This is a genomic window from Mycobacterium sp. NPDC006124 (genome assembly GCF_040614235.1).
Taxonomy (GTDB): domain Bacteria; phylum Actinomycetota; class Actinomycetes; order Mycobacteriales; family Mycobacteriaceae; genus Mycobacterium.
Genome location: NZ_JBEXUA010000006.1, coordinates 325,574 through 343,694, shown reverse-complemented (window position 1 = coordinate 343,694; position 18,121 = coordinate 325,574). Strand labels below are relative to the sequence as shown.

The 18,121-nt window shown below is 67.8% G+C and carries 18 protein-coding genes and 1 tRNA gene; 4 read left to right on the top strand and 15 right to left on the bottom strand.

Annotation, left to right across the window (positions count from 1 at the left end; all coding sequences use genetic code 11):
• Window positions 1–338 precede the first annotated feature (338 nt).
• Both ABZ195_RS15555 and rfbA read left to right on the top strand, forming a co-directional pair.
• Window positions 339–974: a hypothetical protein gene (locus ABZ195_RS15555; RefSeq protein WP_355219136.1), complete on the top strand. Its 636-nt coding sequence runs from the start codon at window positions 339–341 to the stop codon at window positions 972–974.
• A gap of 43 nt (window positions 975–1,017) precedes the next feature.
• Window positions 1,018–1,881 carry a glucose-1-phosphate thymidylyltransferase RfbA gene (gene rfbA / locus ABZ195_RS15550; protein ID WP_355219134.1) on the top strand — a complete coding sequence of 288 codons (864 nt, stop codon included), beginning with the start codon at window positions 1,018–1,020 and terminating at the stop codon, window positions 1,879–1,881.
• On the opposite strand, the gene ABZ195_RS15545 is transcribed toward rfbA, so the two are convergent.
• Window positions 1,878–2,975: a fatty acid desaturase gene (locus ABZ195_RS15545; protein WP_355219132.1), complete on the bottom strand. Its 1,098-nt coding sequence runs from the start codon at window positions 2,973–2,975 to the stop codon at window positions 1,878–1,880. The two genes, rfbA and ABZ195_RS15545, sit on opposite strands and share 4 nt — an antisense overlap.
• Before the next feature lie 717 nt (window positions 2,976–3,692).
• On the opposite strand from ABZ195_RS15545, the gene ABZ195_RS15540 reads away from it, so the two are divergent.
• Window positions 3,693–5,099 carry a hypothetical protein gene (locus tag ABZ195_RS15540; protein ID WP_355219130.1) on the top strand — a complete coding sequence of 469 codons (1,407 nt, stop codon included), beginning with the start codon at window positions 3,693–3,695 and terminating at the stop codon, window positions 5,097–5,099.
• 74 nt (window positions 5,100–5,173) lie between these two features.
• Here the strand turns inward: ABZ195_RS15540 and ABZ195_RS15535 are convergent, their stop codons facing one another.
• Together ABZ195_RS15535 and ABZ195_RS15530 are read right to left on the bottom strand one after the other, a co-directional pair.
• The gene (locus ABZ195_RS15535; RefSeq protein WP_355219128.1) at window positions 5,174–5,716 is read right to left on the bottom strand and encodes a hypothetical protein; all 543 of its coding nucleotides are present in this window, start codon (window positions 5,714–5,716) and stop codon (window positions 5,174–5,176) included.
• A gap of 61 nt (window positions 5,717–5,777) precedes the next feature.
• On the bottom strand, window positions 5,778–6,434 hold the full coding sequence (locus ABZ195_RS15530) for a GNAT family N-acetyltransferase (protein WP_355219126.1): 657 nt from the start codon (window positions 6,432–6,434) through the stop codon (window positions 5,778–5,780).
• Between the two features lie 68 nt (window positions 6,435–6,502).
• Here ABZ195_RS15530 and ABZ195_RS15525 point away from each other — a divergent pair, with 68 nt between their 5' ends.
• A complete protein-coding gene (locus tag ABZ195_RS15525) occupies window positions 6,503–6,946 on the top strand; it encodes a very short patch repair endonuclease (protein ID WP_355219124.1) in 444 nt (147 codons plus the stop codon).
• Here the strand turns inward: ABZ195_RS15525 and ABZ195_RS15520 are convergent.
• The 12 genes from ABZ195_RS15520 to ABZ195_RS15465 form a co-directional block, all read right to left on the bottom strand.
• Window positions 6,932–7,837: a XamI family restriction endonuclease gene (locus tag ABZ195_RS15520; RefSeq protein ID WP_355219122.1), complete on the bottom strand. Its 906-nt coding sequence runs from the start codon at window positions 7,835–7,837 to the stop codon at window positions 6,932–6,934. The genes ABZ195_RS15525 and ABZ195_RS15520 overlap by 15 nt on opposite strands.
• Before the next feature lie 43 nt (window positions 7,838–7,880).
• Window positions 7,881–9,092 (bottom strand): DNA cytosine methyltransferase, encoded by a 1,212-nt coding sequence (locus ABZ195_RS15515; RefSeq protein WP_355219120.1) that lies wholly within the window; start codon window positions 9,090–9,092, stop codon window positions 7,881–7,883.
• A 147-nt stretch (window positions 9,093–9,239) separates the two neighbouring features.
• Window positions 9,240–9,524, bottom strand: a complete 285-nt coding sequence (locus ABZ195_RS15510) for a DUF202 domain-containing protein (RefSeq protein WP_355219119.1) — start codon at window positions 9,522–9,524, stop codon at window positions 9,240–9,242.
• The gene (locus ABZ195_RS15505; protein WP_355219117.1) at window positions 9,521–9,859 is read right to left on the bottom strand and encodes a DUF202 domain-containing protein; all 339 of its coding nucleotides are present in this window, start codon (window positions 9,857–9,859) and stop codon (window positions 9,521–9,523) included. The genes ABZ195_RS15510 and ABZ195_RS15505 overlap by 4 nt, the downstream gene beginning before the upstream one ends.
• 95 nt (window positions 9,860–9,954) lie before the next feature.
• Window positions 9,955–10,350, bottom strand: coding sequence for a PPOX class F420-dependent oxidoreductase (locus ABZ195_RS15500; RefSeq protein WP_355219115.1), 396 nt, complete (start codon window positions 10,348–10,350; stop codon window positions 9,955–9,957).
• Between the two features lie 7 nt (window positions 10,351–10,357).
• A complete protein-coding gene (locus tag ABZ195_RS15495; RefSeq protein ID WP_355219114.1) occupies window positions 10,358–10,873 on the bottom strand; it encodes a nucleoside deaminase in 516 nt (171 codons plus the stop codon).
• Between the two features lie 67 nt (window positions 10,874–10,940).
• Entirely contained in the window at window positions 10,941–12,470 is a 1,530-nt protein-coding gene (locus tag ABZ195_RS15490) for a GMC family oxidoreductase N-terminal domain-containing protein (RefSeq protein WP_355219112.1), read from the bottom strand.
• Window positions 12,467–13,345: a dioxygenase gene (locus ABZ195_RS15485; RefSeq protein WP_355219110.1), complete on the bottom strand. Its 879-nt coding sequence runs from the start codon at window positions 13,343–13,345 to the stop codon at window positions 12,467–12,469. The genes ABZ195_RS15490 and ABZ195_RS15485 overlap by 4 nt, the downstream gene beginning before the upstream one ends.
• Complete coding sequence (locus ABZ195_RS15480) at window positions 13,342–14,160, bottom strand: alpha/beta hydrolase (RefSeq protein WP_355219108.1); 819 nt, start codon at window positions 14,158–14,160, stop codon at window positions 13,342–13,344. The genes ABZ195_RS15485 and ABZ195_RS15480 overlap by 4 nt, the downstream gene beginning before the upstream one ends.
• A gap of 73 nt (window positions 14,161–14,233) precedes the next feature.
• A complete protein-coding gene (locus ABZ195_RS15475; RefSeq protein WP_355219106.1) occupies window positions 14,234–15,541 on the bottom strand; it encodes a LuxR family transcriptional regulator in 1,308 nt (435 codons plus the stop codon).
• Between the two features lie 121 nt (window positions 15,542–15,662).
• Window positions 15,663–17,375, bottom strand: a complete 1,713-nt coding sequence (locus tag ABZ195_RS15470; RefSeq protein ID WP_355219104.1) for a cellulase family glycosylhydrolase — start codon at window positions 17,373–17,375, stop codon at window positions 15,663–15,665.
• A 631-nt stretch (window positions 17,376–18,006) separates the two neighbouring features.
• Window positions 18,007–18,080, bottom strand: a tRNA-Gly gene (locus ABZ195_RS15465).
• Between the last annotated feature and the right edge of the window lie 41 nt (window positions 18,081–18,121).

The window sequence follows — 18,121 nt, the reverse complement described above, 5'->3', positions numbered from 1 at the left end:
GGGCTCCACGTCCCACCGCTCTGGCCTGGGAAATCCCAGGATGCGGCCTCTGCTGCCGGCCGTCGTGGAGGCCTGTGGGCGGTTGCTGCACCTGTTCGTACCGGCTCTCCGCGGATGACCCCCGATCGGAATAATTACCGTTATCGTGCCCTTTGACCGGAAAATTAACGAGGCCGTGGAGGAGGCTCGAAAGGTAGCCGACCACGGCGCCGCCACAAGTGGTAGAAGCGGTCTGAAAAAACCCTTCAAGATTTCTGAGCGTTTCGGCGCGTCGGCCGATCGGCGCGCCGGTGTCGGTGTCCCCGGCGGGCGGTGCCGCACTGGGTACATTCGACCCCGTGGCGCGCAACGACGGTCCCCGCGGACCCCAAGACGACCCGTATTACTCCGAGGACGAGCCGACCCAGTACGGCGGCTACCCACGCGGTGACTCGCAGGCCCACGGGGATCCGACGATGGCGGCGAACTACGGAGCGCAGGGCCCCTACGGTCAGCAACCCCAGTACGGACAGCCCGAGTACGGACAGCAGCCGCCGCCGGAACCGCCCAGGCCCTGGTACCGCACCGCCCCCGGGTTGGTGAGCCTCGGCGCGATCGGCGTCATCGTCATCGCGCTGATCGTCTACGCCATCGTCTCGCTCACCGGAGGCGACGACTCCAGTTCCACCTCCACCACCTCGAGCACCACGGCGAGCAGCTCGACCACGACGACCTCGGGCGCGGAATCCGTTGCGCCGGCGCCCACTGGCGGCGCCGAGACGGTGACGCAGACCGAGACGCCGAGCTCGACGACGGACTCCTCGACCTCGACCACCACGAGTCCGACCACGACGACGACCACCACGACGACGACGCCGAGCACGTCCACGACGGTGTCGACGAGCACCAGCACGAGCACGGTCACCCAGACGGTGACGGTGCCTCCGACGCAGGCGCCCGAGACACCCAGCGGTGGTGGGGCCGCCGCAGGTTAGTCTCCGCGGCCATCGCCCAGCGCTTCTGTCCTAGGGTGCTCGTATGCGGGGAATCATCCTGGCCGGCGGAACGGGGTCGCGGCTCTATCCGATCACCATGGGTGTCTGCAAGCAGTTGCTGCCCGTGTACGACAAGCCGCTGATCTACTACTCGCTGTCGACCCTCATCATGGCGGGCATCCGCGACATCCAGGTCATCACCACCGCTGGCGACGTCGAGGCCTTTACCCGATTGCTCGGGGACGGTTCGGCATTCGGCACCAACATCACCTACGCGGTCCAGGAGCGGCCCGACGGCGTCGCCCAGGCCTTCGTCGTCGGTGCCGACCACGTCGGCAATGATTCAGTCGCCTTGATCCTGGGTGACAACATCTTCTACGGCCCCAGCCTGGGCACCAGCCTGGCCCGGTTCGCCGACGTCGACGGCGGCGCGATCTTCGCCTACTGGGTGGCCAACCCCTCGGCGTACGGCGTGATCGAGTTCAGCGACGAGGGCAGGGCGCTGTCGTTGGAGGAGAAACCGGCCAAGCCGAAGTCGCACTACGCGGTGCCGGGGCTGTACTTCTACGACAATGACGTCGTCGAGATCGCCAAGTCCCTACGCCCGTCGGGGCGCGGTGAATACGAGATCACCGACGTCAACCGGACGTATCTGGAGCAGGGCAAGCTGGGCGTCGAGGTGCTGGCGCGCGGCACGGCGTGGCTGGACACCGGAACGTTCGACTCGTTGCTCGACGCCAGCGACTACGTACGCACCATCGAGCGGCGGCAGGGGCTGAAGATCGGTGTTCCCGAGGAGGTCGCGTGGCGGCTGGGCTTCATCGACGACGACCAGTTGGTCGAGCGGGCGCACTCGCTGCTCAAGTCAGGGTACGGCGCGTACCTGTTGCAGCTGCTCGACCTCTAGCCTCCGGAGGCGAAAGCGGTTCTGCGTGAACCGATCGGTAGTGCAAGCACCAACACCGTCCGCACCGTCGTCAGGTACTGCTTGATCAGGTGACCCGTCGTATAGGGCAGGTCGTAGGCGTCGCAGAGGGCCCGCACGCGGGTGGCGATCTCGGCGTAGCGGTTACTGGGCAGATCGGGAAACAGATGGTGCTCGATCTGGTAGCAGAGGTTGCCGCTCATGAACGCCATCACCGGTCCGGCGTCGAAGTTGGCGCTTCCCAGCATCTGCCGTAGATACCACTCGGGCTTGGTCTCGTCGGCCAGTGTCTCGGGTTCGAACTTCTCGGCGCCGTCGGCGAAGTGGCCGCAGCAGATCACCACGTAGGCCCAGACGTTTCGCAGCACGTTGGCCGTGACGTTCGCACCGAGCGTTCGACGCCAGCGCGTGAGGCTCAACGCCGGAAACAGGACGTAGTCCTTGCCCATCTGACGGCCGATCTTGCGCAGCAGTGCGCGATTATGCGCGGACTTGGGCACGTCGTCGTCGGCGCGTTCGTGTTCGGAGTACAGGTCGTGCAACGCGATGCCCCACTCGAAGCCGAGTGCCAGCAACACACTTCGCAGCGGCTGGATGAGGAACTCCGGCTTCCACTGCTGGTCCCTGGTCACCCGCAGCACGCCGTAGCCCAGATCGTCGTCGACGCCCACGACGTTGGTGTTCACGTGGTGCCGATAGTTGTGGGAGTAGCGCCATTGCGACGACAGTCCCGCCATGTCCCACTCCCAGGTGGTGGAGTGGATCTCGGGATCGTTCATCCAATCCCACTGCCCGTGGCCGACGTTGTGCGCGATCTCCATGTTCTCGATGCTCTTGGCGGCCGCCAGGCCGACGGCGCCGACCCACCACCCGCGCCTGCCCGAGGTGGCAGCGATGGTCAACCGGGAGGCGACGTCGAGCGCGCGCTGAAAGGCGATCGTCCGGCGGATGTAGTTGCGATCCTTGGTGCCGCGGCTGGCTTCGACGTCGCGGCGGATCTCGTCGAGTCGAGCGGCGAGCGCGTCGAGATCTGAGGAGGTTAGGTGCGCGTATTCGGCGACGTCGGCAATGGCCATCGGTTCATCGGCTTCTCATCGGTTCGGACGGCCCCGCAGTCGGGGTCGCGAATCGGCAGGGTCCGGGCCCAAGACGCGTGTGCAGGCACCGAGGTGCCTGCCCGTGTAGGTGCGCTTCAGCCTAGACGCCTCGAGGGCTCGACCGGGAACCGCCGTCATCGGTGGCGGCTCAGCAAAATACCTTTGGTCTCATCTGATCGGCGCGCGCGCAAGGAGCTAACGGGATACGATCGCGGGGAACTTCGGCACTGCTAACAAGTGCGCTTTAACGACGAAATCGATTTGCGCACTTCAGAGCGTGTCGAACGAGATTCGTTTACTTACCCCATGCAGTGTCGCTAACGAACCCGACCGGTACCTGTATTTGAAATTCAAGATCACAGCAAATGATCATTCATGATCATTTGCTGACGCGACGTTCTCGGCCTGGCCCCGTGAATCACGATGCGGCGAACGGGCGCTCTGAGCTGCGGTGTGATCATTCGTGGCGCTTGGCGGCGTGCCTAGATCACCATTTGCCCATTGCCGCCGCGACCGCGAGAACGGTGAATTCCCCCGTCGGCGAACCCCACTCGCTGCCGACGGCAAGGCTCGATTGCAAGCAAAGTCGAATTACGTCGCGGTCTTGTTAGCTGAAACGGTTGCAATTCCCGGTCGCCGGGGTAAATTCGACGCACAGTCAGGACAGCGGTTAACTGTTGGCAAAGGGGAAATGCGATGAGGAGCAGCAGTCTTTCGGTGGGAGCCGGCGTCACTGCCGTGGGAGCCGTCGCGTTGCTCATCAGTCAGTACGGGGCGATCGCTGCTACTCCCGAGCAACCGGCCGTGCCGGAGATTCGCACGGCGGCCCTGCCATTCGAATTCGACTTCAACCGGACCTTCCCGTGGGCCGTGGCTCCTGGCAACGTCGTCAGCAGTGTCGGATCGGCGACCGTCTCCGCTGTCAGCGCCTACAGCAACGCCGTCTTGTTCGGTGCGGGCGCCGCGCTCCAGACGGCCAACCAGATTGGTCCGCTGACATATGGTCTGAACTCGATCAAGGCCATCAGTGCCCAGCAGGGCCCCAACGGAGTGCAACCGTCCAGCGTCAACGTGACTGATCTAGACCAGTGGCAGGTCGGCTTGGCGGGACTGGCCAATACCGCGGGCGCCATCGGCTTCGTGGACAACGCCGCCTACTACGACCCGTACATCGCCACGCACGCCGGTTTTCTTCAGACCACCAACAACCTCGGCCCAGCGTTCTTCAACCTCAACGTCCTCAAGGCCATTGGCCTGACGCAGGCCCCCAACGCCTCCAGCGGCAACGTCCTGGCCAGCGGACGGCCCGACGACTGGAGTGCCGTCGACATCGGCCGGTGGTCGGCCGGCATTCCCGGGGTCATCACCAACACCGGGACGACGGGCTTCGTCTTCTCCCTTGACTTCGGCAACGGGCTCGACGCCTTCTTCGTCGGCGGTCTGCACACCACCACGACGATCGGCGGGATGGTGTTCGACTTCAACTTCCTGCCGTCGATCCGGGCGGGCCTCTACCCGCCGAGCCTCAGCGTCTCGTTGGCACCGGACATGACGGCCGCCGAGACCGAATTCAGGGACATCACCCCGCCGCCGCCGGGAACCATCGACCCGCCCGTCACCAACCCGTTGCCCTTCACCCCGCCCACCACCCTGACGGCCCGGTCGGCACCTGCCACCGAGACCATCAGCGGTCCGCCCCCGGCTGACGCGAAGGCCGCCGCCGAGGACGAGGCCCCGGCCGATCCGACGGTCGTCGCCGACGAGCCGAAGGTAGACGCGACGAAGGTGAGCGAGCCGACCGAGGTCAGCGAGCCCAAGCCGAAGGTCGAGATCCCCGGTGTCAACGGCGTTCCGCTGACCGCCACACCCGGTACGGGGGCAGGAACGTCCTCCGGCGGCGGCAACGGCCCGGCCGATCCGTTCGCAGGATTGCGCTCCTTCGCCGACTCCGTCAGGGGCGGAATCGAGCGGTTCACCGGCACCGGACCGGCACCCGCCGCCGGCACGGGTGGGTCCGGCTCGGAGAGCGCGGGCGGCGCCTCCGGCAGCACCGGCGGTGCCGGTGCCGGCTCGGCTGGCTCCAGCGGGGGCTCCGACAAGTAGAGATATTCGAAGACACGAAGGCCGCCCCGGTATTCATCCGGGGCGGCCTTCGTACGTCGGCGGGCGGCCTCAGCTCACTTGCAGAGCTCGACGATCTTGGCGCTGTTGGTCTCCAGTGCCTGCAACCGCGCCACCTGGCCGGATTCAGCGTCGGCGCTTCCGGCCAGGGCGTCGATCGTAAGGTCCTGAAGATCGGTCGCCAGCGTGCGTAGCAGTCCTGCCAATTCGGCGGGGACGGCGGGGCTGAGGTTGTCGACCAGGTGCTCGCTGCCCACGGCCATGGCCAGCCGAGCGTTTGCCGCAACCGCCTGCGTCGCAACGGGATCGCCGCCGCCCGAGGACTGGGTCTGCAGGGCGACCGCGGTGCGCACCTTGACGTAGGCCTGGCATGCGCGCGCCTTGGCCTCGGCGACCTGCTGCGCGGTGGGCGCTGGCGACTCCTGGGCGGCCGGGGTACGCGTCAACGCCCACACCGCCACCCCGGTCGACGCCACGGCGACGACGGCGAGGGCTGCGGTGGCCCATCGCCACGGGGATCGCGCAGGAGGCTGCGGCGACGGGGGCGACGGAGGCGGTGGGGGAGGTAGCTCCTCGTCGGGCTCGGCGGCGTGGGTCATAGTGTGCTGATCGTATCCGCTCAATTTGCTGACGGGCCGATTCGACGTCTCGACGCGGCGGTCACCGTCGCGCGGTGATGCCGAGGAATTCGCGAACCGGTTCGATGCCGCCGAGCTGGACGTCGGTGCGGGCAACGGTCTGCCATTGCAATCGGTCCATGGTGAACACCAGCATGGTGTCGAGGCTCCCGCGCCGAGGTTCGCGAACGGGCTCGCGCTCGGAGTAGGGCAGTGATCTGGTGACGCCAAGGGAGGCCGCGTTGTCGTGCCAGGCCCGGGTGACGGCCGTGTCGCCGTCCAATCCGGCGAAGATCAGGTGCAGGGCGGCCTGCCTCATCTCGCGGCCATGGCCCCGGCCCTGAAGGCGGCGGCCCAGCCACGAGCCGGTCGTCGCGGTGCGGGTGGTGGGGAAGTTCTCGGCGCTGAGGGTGCAGACGCCCAGCAGCGTGCCGGCGCGGTCGTGGGCCGCAAGGTTGAGATGCCAATTGGCAGAGGTGGTCTCGGCCCTGCAGCGCCAGAAGTAGCGCACGCTGTTGCGCTGCAGCTCCGGGGGCTCGACGTCGGTCCACGGCTCGGAGAACGGCATGGTCTGCGGGTCGTGGATGCCGTGGGCGGCCAATTCGGCCAACTCCATTGCGAGGTCGTCGGTGACGTAGCGCAGCGTCAGGCTCGGCGTCGACGCATGGAGGTCGAAGAGTGGCCAGACGGCACCGGTCATGGGGCCATCGCACCGCATCCGCGGTGCCGACCGCAACCGAGATTCGCCACCGGCGCTACCGTGGGGCGGTGTCCCGAGAAAGACCTCTGGGCTTCGATCTGCACACCGACGAGGCCACGTCGGCGCGGATGCAGCGCCAACGGCGGCGTGACACGGCGATCGAGTTGGCGTTGAGGTCGCGTCTTCACGCCGCTGGGCTGAGGTACCGAGTCCATCAACGTCCGCTGCCGGCGTTGCGGCGCGAGGCCGACGTCGTCTTCCGGCGTGCCAAGGTCGCGGTCTTCGTCGACGGGTGCTTCTGGCATGGGTGTCCGCTGCATTCGACGAAGCCCAAGCGCAACGACGCCTTTTGGGCCGCCAAGATCGACGGGAACGTCGCGCGGGACCGGGCGACCGATGAGGCGCTGCGGGACGCCGGTTGGCAGTCGGTTCGGGTGTGGGAGCACGAATCGGTCGACGAAGCCGCCGCCACCGTGGCCCGGATCGTCGAAAGTCGTTCAGGCCGAGGTTGACTCGACGAAATCGCGCAGCGGGGTCAGGTCGTGCTCCCAGAGGATGACGACGCCGCGGTCCTGTGCGGTGATGAGGCAGGACAGATCGAACACCCCGGCGAGGATCACACCGGTCAGGGCTTGGGTTCCGAAATGGGCTCTCCAGGCGTCGGACTTGCCGCCCACCTCGCGGTTGACGCGCTTCCACCCGTTCTTCGGACCGTTGGAGACCTTGCACTCGAGTGCCAGCAGACGACCGTCGAACAGTCGGGCGGGCACGTCGCACTTGGCCCCGGCCAACCGGCGCTCGCGACTGTAACCCCCGCGCGGCATGTCGTCGATGAATTGGATTGGCGTGCGGGAGGGTTCGAGGGTCAAACCCGCGTCGTCGAGAGTCCTGGCGGTCATCGTCTCCTGCCGGGAGGACGCCTCGCCGCGTCGTTCCGTGCCGGTCTGCTGCGCGGCCCAGAGCACCGTCGTCGCCATGATGGCGGCGTCCCGCTCGTCCGGCCACGGTGGCCGGCCCTGCACGAGCCAGGGGAATCGCACGGGGTCGACGACGTCGCGGATCGCCTCGGCGGTGTCCTCGGCGTATTCCGTTGGCACCGAACGGAATTTCGGCCCGCCGACGAGGGTCCACAGATCCTCCTGGCTGATCGGCGGGCCGCACAGGTAGCGGCAGGCCTGCCAGGCCTGCGGATCGGCCTCGAAGACCTTGCCGGTGAGGTTCTGAATGTCGTCGGAGGCCTCGAAGACCTGCTCGACCCGCGGGCGGAGTTGGTTGTACACCGACTCGAAGGCCTTGGGGCCCTCCTCGCGGCGGAGGTGGGTGAACGCGTCCTCGGATGCGTCGCGTGCGGACCTCAACTCCGCCGTGGTCCAGCGGGGCGGGACGACGAACGGTGGCGACACAGGCCGAGTCTGCCACCGAGGGCGGTCGGGTCCGGCCGACACGCTACTGCTTGGCGAGGATCCTCGTGCGCAGGCTTCCGTTGACCCGGTGCTCGGCCTCGGTGTACCGAACGCGTTTGGTCAAGTAGTCCGGCCACGGCGGCATCGCCGGCGGGGTCTGGGCGGGACCGCTGCGGACCGCGTCGAGCAGGGTGCGGCCAATGGCTTCGACGGCGTCGATCTGCACGGCGTTGCCGATGTGGCGGAAGAAGTTGCTGGTCTTGCCGGCGAATCGCCATTCACGCGGAAAGCCTTGCAGCGCCGCGCATTCCTGCCAGGTGAGGCGGCGCAGATCGTGATCGCCGGGTAGCCGGACCCAGTCCGGGGTGGCCGCGGTGCGGATGGTCCGGGACGGCAGCGAGAGGTTGGCGAGGAAGGCGTCCTGCCGGTAGCCCCACTGCCCGCTGGGCCGATTGTTCATCACGCGGCCCTTCGTGCGCAGCCCGGTGCCCGGGGCCAGCTGCCGCAGCGCGTCGCCGTCGACCCCGGTGGGCCGGACCACGGCGTCCCGCGGCGCGGGGGGGAGTGAGTCGAGGAGTTCGCCGAGGGAGACCCAGGGCTTGAGGCCGTTCTCGCCGTGCCGGTGATGGGTGGGCTCGGGAAACTCCGGAAGCTCGTGATCGGCGGTGGCGATCAGATACACCCGCACCCTTCGCTGCGCGGCGCCGTAGTCGGCGGCGTTGAGCGTGGCGATCCGGCTGGCGTAGCCGTGGTCGAGGAGGTCACGCTGGATGCTTCGGAGCACCTCTCCGGGGGCCCCGTGTGGACCGACCGCGGTGACGAGACCACGGACGTTCTCGAAGAGCACGTAACGGGGCTGGAGTTCCTCGACGAGGCGGATCATGTGGGCGATCAACTGGCCGCGGGAGTCCTTCAACCCCTTCTGGTGACCGGCCGAGGACCATGGTTGGCACGGTGGTCCGCCGGCGAGCAGGTCGGGGCGCCAGTCGGCGGCGGCATTGCGCGGACGCAGTTCCTCGGCGGTGAGCGTCGCGACGTCCTGCTCGATCAGCGTCGTCCTCGCCAGGTGCTTGCCGCGGCGGCCCTTGACCGGGATGCCGGCGGCCTTGCTGGCGCGAAGGGTCTCCATCGCGTCGGCCGCGTGGTCGGTCGCGGTGACGACGTCCCAACCTGCGCGTTCGAGGGCGATGTCGAAACCGCCGGCGCCGGCGAACAGGCTCACCACCTGGGGCTTGCGCGTACCACGCGGTGCCACCGCCACCCCCTTCGTGCGTCGAACGGTCGTCGAGAACAGGTACCGACGACAGGTATACAGCCTCGCACCGACAAGACCCGCACGTCCCTTCGGCAGGTTCATTGTCGTCGACGGCCGCCGCGTTCGGGGGACGCGCGCCGTCGTCGGTCAGCACCAGATGGCGACGGCGCACCCGATCCCGAGCGCCACGGTGAGGCCACCCGTCAGACCGACCTGCCACCGGGCCGGCGCGACGTCGCCGTCGCTGCCACTCAGCTCGCGGCGGCGGACCAGCGATGTCAGCGCGGCCGCGAGCAGCGCCAGAACCGCGAGGACCACATGGCCGTGGACGAGCGTCTCCCCGTTGCGGAAGCCCAGCAGGATGGCGATCCCCATGAAGCTGAAAGCGGTTCTCTCCCAACCTAGATGGGTTCGCTGGCGCGGCAGCGTCATGACGTTCCCAGGAGGATCATGACGAGCACCCCCACGCAGGCGACGAGCAAGAACGCGGTCAGGACGGCAGGTAGCCGCGTCGGCGGCAGGACGTCGTCAGCCCGCATCGCGCGCTGCACGAGCTGCCAGCGCCGCACCGATGCGGCGGCAAGCACCGCTCCGGCGGCGACGAGCAGCGTGGCCAGCCCGTGCCGGCCCCACGGCACCGGGAACGGCGGGAGCAGCTGGGCGACCGCCACGCCACCGGCGATGAGGGCCAGCGCCGTCCTGATCCACGCCAGGAACGTGCGCTCGTTGGCGAGGGTGAAGCGGTAGTCGGGCTCGTCGTAATTCATGCGTTGCACCGCAGCCAGAAGGACTGGCACTCGTGGAGGTCCGGCACGCGCGAACTGAGGGGCACGCCAAGAATCGTGGCACGAGCCGGGGAGGGTCAGGCGTCGATCGTGATTCGGACCGCGACGCGACCCTTCTTGCCGCGGGCGAGGAACCGCTCGATGAACGTGATCGCGAAGAACTCGAAGCCGTACTTGCCCTTGATGAGCCGCTCGACCCGGGAGGTCTCTGCTGGATCCGGGTCGACCACTGCCGAGCCGGTGGTGGTCGTCGTCCCGTCGGGCACCTTGCCGGTCCGACCACACGGCGTCAGTTCGACTCGGCCGTCGCGGCGCAGCCGCTTGACCTTCCAGCTGTCCGCGTGGGTCCACATCACCAGCGCGTCACCGTCGCGCGCCAACCACATCGCGCCCGCGACCTTCTCGCCGTTCTTCTTGAACGTCGTCAACGACACGAACTTCTCGGCGGCGAGCGAGGTCAGGCCATCGGACATGACCACATCATGCCCGCTGGCCAGCCGACCACGGCGCGTCGCTGACGCGTCGTTCCCCACCGTTGCGCTCCTGCCAGACCCGGTACACCTCGACGGCGTCGTCGCGAGCGTCGTGGCGCATCGGAAGGCGACGCTCCTGCCACGACTTCGCCATCTCGTCGTAGAACGTGCTGAGCTCGAAGTACCTGCGGTCATCGACGTAGTGCGGTTCGTAGGCCTCGCGCGTGGTCAAGAAGACCACCTCGTCGGGGGAGCAGTAGTACAGCGCGCCCAGGCACATCGGGCAGGGGTGGGCCAGCACGTAGATCGTGGCGCCGACCAGATGCTCGGTGCCCAACCGCGTGCAGGCCTCGCGGATGGCGAGGATCTCCGCGTGTGCGGTCGGGTCGTGGGTCTGGGCGACCTGGTTGGCGCTCTCGGCGAGAATCTCGCCGTCGCGGACGATCACGGTGGCGAACGGCCGCCCGCCCTCCGCCACGTTGCGGCGTGCGATGTCCACTGTGTGCTGTGCGAAGTCGACCACGGCGAGGGTGTAGCCGCTGCGGGCCGGATTCAACCGCGATGTACCGGTCTCGGAGTGTCGCCCCCGCCTACGTGGCCCGGATCAGGTCGGCGGCCTTCTCGCCGATCATGATCGCCGCGGCGTTGGTGTTCACCGGCCCGAGGCGGGGCATGATCGACGCGTCGGCCACCCGCACGCCACTGAGCCCGTGCAGCCGCAGATCCGGCCCCACGACGGCTCCGGGACCCGTGCCCATCGCACACGTGCCCACCGGGTGGTAGTAGGTGCCGGTGCCGCGAGCGAGGAAGGCCCGCAGGGCGTCGTCGTCGGTGACGTCGGGGCCAGGCAGCACCTCGCGGGCGCGCCAGGGCGCGAAGGGTTCCGTCGCGGCGATGTCGCGGGCGACCTTGAGGCCGTCGACCATTCGCCGAACGTCGGATTCGGTGCCGAGGTAGTCCGGATCGATCAGCGGCGGCGTCGCCGGATCCGGCCCCGCCAGCCGGATCGATCCACGTGCGTCGGGCGCCGTGGCCACCGCCAGGGTGTAGCCGTTCGGCGGCGCGGCGAGGTGCGGAGGGTGAAACGGCACATGGATGAACATCATCTGCATGTCGGGGCCGGCCAGCGCGTCGTCGCTGCGCCACAGCAGTGACGTCTCGGCGAGATTGGTCCGCCCCGCCGGAATCGTTTGGGCCGCTTCGTAGACGACCCCGCACAGCGGGTGGTCCTGCAGGTTTCGCCCCACCCCCGGCAGGTCGTGGCGGATACCGACGCCCGCCGCGCGCAGTTCTTCGGCGGGGCCGATGCCCGACAGCAGGAGCAGGCGCGGCGAGTCGACCGCCCCCGCGCTGAGCACCACCTCGGCCTCGGCGTAGACCGTGGTGGCGCGGCCGTTCTGCACCACGTCGACTCCGACGCAACGGGTTCCGGCGAACCGCAGCGCGTGGGCGCGCGTGTTGGTCATGACGGTCAGGTTGGTCCTGCCCCGCGCTGGACGTAGGTAGGCCGCGGCGGTGCTTTGGCGCGCCCCCTCCGAGATCGAGAGGTCGTTCCACCCCGCACCCTCGGCCTGGCGGCCGTTGAAGTCGTCGGTCAGCGGGAACCCGGCCGCCACGGCGGCGTCGAGGAACACCTGTGACAGCGGGTTGGACACCTCGGGCGTGGCGGGTGCGGGGCGCATCGGGCCGACGGTGCCGCGATGGCGCGGATCTGCTCCCGGGACCGTCTCCATGCGCTGAAAGTAGGGCAGGACGGATTCGTGATCCCAACCAGCACAACCACTTTGCGCCCATGCGTCGAAGTCACTGCGGTGCCCGCGCACGTACACCATCGCGTTGATGCTGCTGCTGCCTCCGAGTGTGTGCCCGCGCGGCCAGTTGTGGACCAGTTGGGCGGTCCCCCGCTGTGGAACGGTGTCGTAGGAGTAGTCGACCTCGGTGCCCCACAACGTCGGCCATGCCGACGGGGTGGCGATCTCGGGCCGGGTGTCGGCCGGTCCGGATTCGAGGAGCAGCACCTCGACGCTCGGGTCCTCCGACAGGCGGGCGGCGATCACGCTCCCGGCCGACCCGGCGCCGATGACCACGTAGTCGTATTCGTTCGATCTGGCGGTCGTCATCGATCGTCACTCCTTGGATCGTCATGGGTGGTCGTCGGCTGCAGCACGAAGTCGTAGTGCGCCGAGAGCCAGGGCACGGCGGAGGTTCCGCCGTCGGGGGTGGGCCCCGGGGGTCGACGGTCGAAGTCGACCACCAGGTCGGATTTGGTGCCGAAGACGACATCGGAGTCGAGATACGCTGCGCCACTGGGGAACAGGTGCGTCACCAGTGGCTCGTAACCCGGGGCGGTGATCAGGAAGTGCACGTGCGCCGGGCGGTGGTTACTGATGGCGGTCCGCGAGATCAGGTCGCCGACGGGCCCGTCCATCGGGATCGAGTAGCCCAGCGGTGCGATCGTCTGAACACAGTAGGCACCGTCGTTCCGCGAGGTGTACTTCGCACGCAACCGGACGTCGTCGCCGTCGACCTGGCTCTCATAGCGTCCATGCGCGTCGGCCTGCCACACGTCGAGTACCGCCCCGTCGATGGGCTGGCCGGAGACGCCGCGGACCACACCGGCGACGTAGAGGGGTGTGCCGTCGACGCCGTCGGCCATGTTCGCCCCGTGGGGTAACGCCGGGGAGCCCTCGACGTGGAAGGGCCCCAGGACCGTGGCCGGTGTCGTCCCCGGCTCGTGATGGTTCATCTCGACGACGAGCATCGACAGTCCCAGGACGTCGGAGGCCAGGATGAACTCCCCACGCTTGGGACCGCTGATCTGACCGGCGAGGGTGAGCCATGCCATCGCGGCAGCCCATTCGGGCTCGGTGAGACGGACTTCGCGCGCGAAGTCGTGCAGGTGTCGCACCACTGCCTGCATGATCTCCGAGAGCCGCGGATCGTCGGCGCTGGCCCAACGTGCCGTGGCGACGGCGGTGAGGTCGTGGGCGTTCACGATTCGGTGGCGCGGGCGGCTTGGCCGATGAGATCGGCGACGGCTCCGGGGCGTGAGACGGTCACGGCGTGCGAGGCCGCGATCTCCACCGTCGTCGACTTTGCGCGTTGCCCCATGAAGCGCATCGACTCGGCGGGGATGGCGAGGTCGTCGGTGGTCACCATGTTCCATGACGGGAGGTCGTGCCAGGCGGCCCCGGTGGCCGGTTCGCTGAGCGCGGACTTGGTGACGGGGCGCTGGGTGGCTGCCATCAGATCGGCGATCTCCGGAGGCACGTCGGCGGCGAACACCTTTCGGAACTCGTCCTGATCGACGTAGAGGTCGGTGTCCTCGCCGCCGCCAGGTCCTGCCACGGGCACGCCGTGGAGGGTCGGGCCGAGCTGGCCGCCGGGAAACTTGCCCACCAGGTCGTTGGTGCTCTCACCGGGTTCCAGGATGAAGCTGGCGACGTACACCAGCGCCTTCACGTCGGGATGACCGACCGCGGCTTCGCTGATGACCGATCCGCCGTAGGAATGGCCCACCAGCACGACCGGGCCCGACACGTCGTCGAGCACGCTCGACACGTAGTGCGCGTCCTGGTGCAGCCCACGCAGCGGATTGGCCACGCCGAGAACGGGATAGCCCTCGCGCTGGAGTCGCTCGACGACGCCGTTCCAGCTCGACGAGTCGGCGAAGGCGCCGTGGACCAGCACTACCGTGGGCTTGTCGGATTGATCCCGTGAGGGCTCGGCGAGCGCGCCGTCGCAGCCGGCGAGCGTGGCCAGCATGGCGGCGGAGACGATCGTCGTGGCCAGGGATAACGTGAAACGCATTGTCTTCCTTGATCGTTGATGGGAGTGCAGAACGAACGCAGGTCCACTATCGCGTCGGTGGCCGCCGGGCGAATCAGTCATTCGACCTAATCTCCGTCTCGCTCCGGGTGCCGAGGCCGCCGGGGTTGCCGGCCAGCGCGTCACGAAGCCCGGCCCGGGAGGAGACACCCAACTTGGGGAAGACGCGGTAGAGGTGGGCTCCGACTGTTCGATGCGACAGGTACAGCCGCTCGCCGATCTGACGATTGGTCAGGCCGCAGGCCGCGAGGTGGGCGACGTGCAACTCTTGAGACGTCAACCCATCCGGGGCCGCAGAAGCCGGGGGCGAGGCCCGCCGGTCCTGATCGCCACGACGTGAGGCGGCCAAGACCAGCTGAGCCTGGCGCCGCTCCTCGTGGGTCGACATGGCGACGATCGTGGACCGAATCACCGGGTGCCGGAACGTGACTCGACCGGCGGCGTCGTCGACGTGCACCAGCATGGCGTGCTCGGCCGGGGCGAGGTGGCACAGGCCGGTTTGGTCGTCGGTCACGTCGCGGAGCGCGCGGACGTCACCGTCGCTCTCGAATGCGGCCACGAGCAGTAGCCGACGGGTGGCTTCCGGAAGATCCGCGACACGCGACCGGAACAGGCGCTGCAGCCGGTCACTCAACGGCACGACGTCGGGTGGCGCGAGCTGCGCCGACCTGCGTTGACCCAGTGAGGCAGGCAGTTCCATTAGCGCGAGGGGGTTTCCTCTCGCGAGGTCGAGCAGCCGTCGGCGGACGCGCGGTGGCAAATCGGGCCACGTGAGGTCGGCCAATCGTCCGGAAGCATCGTCGTCGAGCGGGTCGAGGACCTGCTCGGTCAGCCCCATCCGGTCGAATGGACAGTCCTCGCCGGTTCGGTACGACAGGACCATCCCGACGGGGTGACCCTCCACCCGGCGGGCGATGAAGCCAAACGCGGCGGCGCTTGCCCGGTCGACCCAGGGGACGTCGTCGACGAGCAGGAGCGCGGGTCGCGTCCGTGCGACGGCGACCACGAGGGACAGCGCGGCGTTGCAGACCAGCAGCGCCCCCGGCGGCGGACCGGAGCCAAAACCCAGCGCCACCGACAGCGCTGCCCGGGCCTCGGGGTCGAGCTGGCTCATCTCGTCGCGCAGCGGTAGCAGCAGCTGGTTGAGGCCGGCGTAGTCGACGTCGGCCTCGAGTTCGGAACCCGCGGCGCGCAGCACCTGCATACCGGCTGCGCGCGCCCTGCTCGCGGCGGCGTCGAGCAGCGCGGACTTACCGACGCCAGGCTCGCCGCGGACGAGCCGGGTGTCGCCTTCGCGACTGGCCTTCTCGAGAAAGGCGGCGATGCGTGCGAGTTCGATGTCGCGTCCGAACAGTTGCGTCATGCCCGCTTGTAACGACCAAGGGTCGCAATATATTGCATATCACGCCGCTACGCACCCGCCGCGGAGCGAAGGTGCCGCCGTGCTTCGACGGCGACACCAACGCAGCGGCAGAGCGAGACGCTTACCGGGTGCGTGCCTTCTTGGGCTGATCCGCGGGCGTCTTCGTCTTGGGCGAACGGGCCGACGATGCGGAACCCTTCGTCGAACTCGTGGATCCAGCGGTTGCGCCGCTCGTCGTACCGGCGGTGGTGCTGCCGCGCGTAGTGGACGTCGAGGGATTCGGGGCCGTGCGCGTCGGGGCTTCCAGCGTCCGGGACGGGATCGATGCAGGCGCCGTCGGAGCCACCGCGATCGTCGGCTGTACGACAGTTGGGGTCATCAGAGTCGGGGTCACGAGAGTCGGCGTCGCCAACGTGGGCGACGTCGAAGCCGCCCGGGTCACCACCGGAGCGGGCTGTGCCACCACCGGTGCGGGCTTAGTCGTCGCCGGTGCCACGACGGTCGGCTCGGCCGAGGTGGGCTGGGCGAGGACGGGCTCTGCAAGGACGGGCTCTGCAAGGACGGGCTTTGCGAGGACGGGCTCGGCGAGGACGGGCTTTGCGAGGACGGGCGACGCGATGGCCGGTTGAACCACGGCGGTCGCGGCCAACTGTGTCGCGGCTGAGGCCAGCTGCGTCTGGGTGGTCTCCTCATTGGGTCCGGCAATTGCTTGCAGCGCAGCAAGATCCGCGGGAGCGGCGGTGTCCGCCTGCGGCAGCGCAAGGGCCATCCGTGCCGTCTGCTGCGTCGTGGTCTGCGACTGCGCCAGTTGCTGAATGACGTACGCCGCCGGCTTCCAAGTGCCGTCACTGCGGATTAGGCCGAACGTGGCCTCCGGGTCGGTGCTGCTGCTGTCGGTGTCCTGCAGGGTGTACACGAACGCCGGGCCGGTGTACCCGATCGTGCGCCACGTGGTGAGCATGTCCCGGAGGTAGTCCGCCTGCTGGGCTTCACTGGCAATCGACGTGGGTTCACCGTACTCGCTTGCCCAAATCAGCTTGCTGCCATCACCATTGGCCACCATCAGGTTGTGGATGTCGTCGAGCTGGTTGATGGGTGAGGTGGGGTACGGGCCACCCTGGGAGAAGGGCGTCGTGTATTGGTACGGGTGGAACGAGAGCGCATCGAAGTAGCCCTCCGCGCCCGCCTCGTACATCTGGTCGACGAACGTAACCGGGTTCAGCGTGAGGTTCTGGTATGTGATGGTGGAGCCGACCACGCCGCCGATCACCGTCGCGTTGGGGTCGGCTGCCTTGATCGTGGGATACGCCGCCTTGAGAAGCTGCGTGTAACCGGCCGGATCGGGCGCCGGTCCGTAGAAGGGCGCCGCGTTGGGCTCGTTCCAGATCTCATACGCGCCGACCTTTCCGGCGTACCGCTGGGCGGCGAGCCCGGCGAACTGTCCGAATGCCGCCGGGTCATTCGGCGCGCTGTAGAACCCGGAGCCGTTCTGCTGGTAGCCGGGTGTGGTGGTGACCACCGCGAGGATGCCCATGCCGCGTTGATCAGCCGCATTGATCAGGTAATCGGACTGCGACCAATCGTAGTAACCGGGGATCGGGTTGATGCCCGCCCACGGGATGCCGATCCTGACGGTGTTCACGCCCATGGCCTGCATCTCGTCGAGTGCTGCATCGATCTGGGCGTGCGACGCGAAGTAGATGTCCGAGTCAGCGATCCCGACGGTGGTATTCGACGGGTCGATCGCAGCCATCTCCGCAACCTCGACGGATACCGTGCGCAAACCGGGTGTCATCGAGGTTGCGCCGAACGCCGACACGGCGACGGTCGCCATACCGACCACCAGATATCTCTTGAAAGTCGGTTGGGGATCTTGTTTGCTTATTTGCCACATAGCTTGCTCCTAGGTGTGTGATTTCCTACATTGCGGTCTCGGATCGTTGCCGATTCACGAAGTAGTGGTTCCCGGGCAGGCGCGATCCCAATCACAGTTTGGTTTCCAAATATGGCCTGGACGTGCGGTTATAACCTTTCAATCCCCGCGGCGGAGGTGCGTTCGTGTCGTCGCGCTGCAGATTCAGCAAAGTCACGATCAACTCATTCGGCCCACTAACGAAGTTAGCTGTGCTGGTTTTTCAATTAGCTCCGAATGATTCGCAACGGGTTATTGGCGGTTTGGCAAATTTCCGGTCACGAGTCGGACGAGATCGGCGATTTTGCCTCGCGGACGTCACCGCAAATGGGGCTTGAACCCTTCCGCAACGTCGGGTGCGGGCGGTTCAGAGACCGGATTGGAAGTTCGCAAGTCCCTCTGAAGGCGACGGCGCGGAAGCTGGGGGCGACGACGGAAGTCGGCCGACGGCTCGCGGAGAGGAGACGCCAGTGAGCGCCGACGCGCGGTAGGGCGGAGATGGGGATTCGCGACCATACGGATGAATCCGCGAGTTGGTCGCCGCTGATGAGCGTGGAGCCGATGACGGGAATCGAACCCGCGTATTCAGCTTGGGAAGCTGATGTTCTGCCATTGAACTACATCGGCCTGACCAGCGGTGCTGGTGAGAACGAAGGCTAGCACCCCCG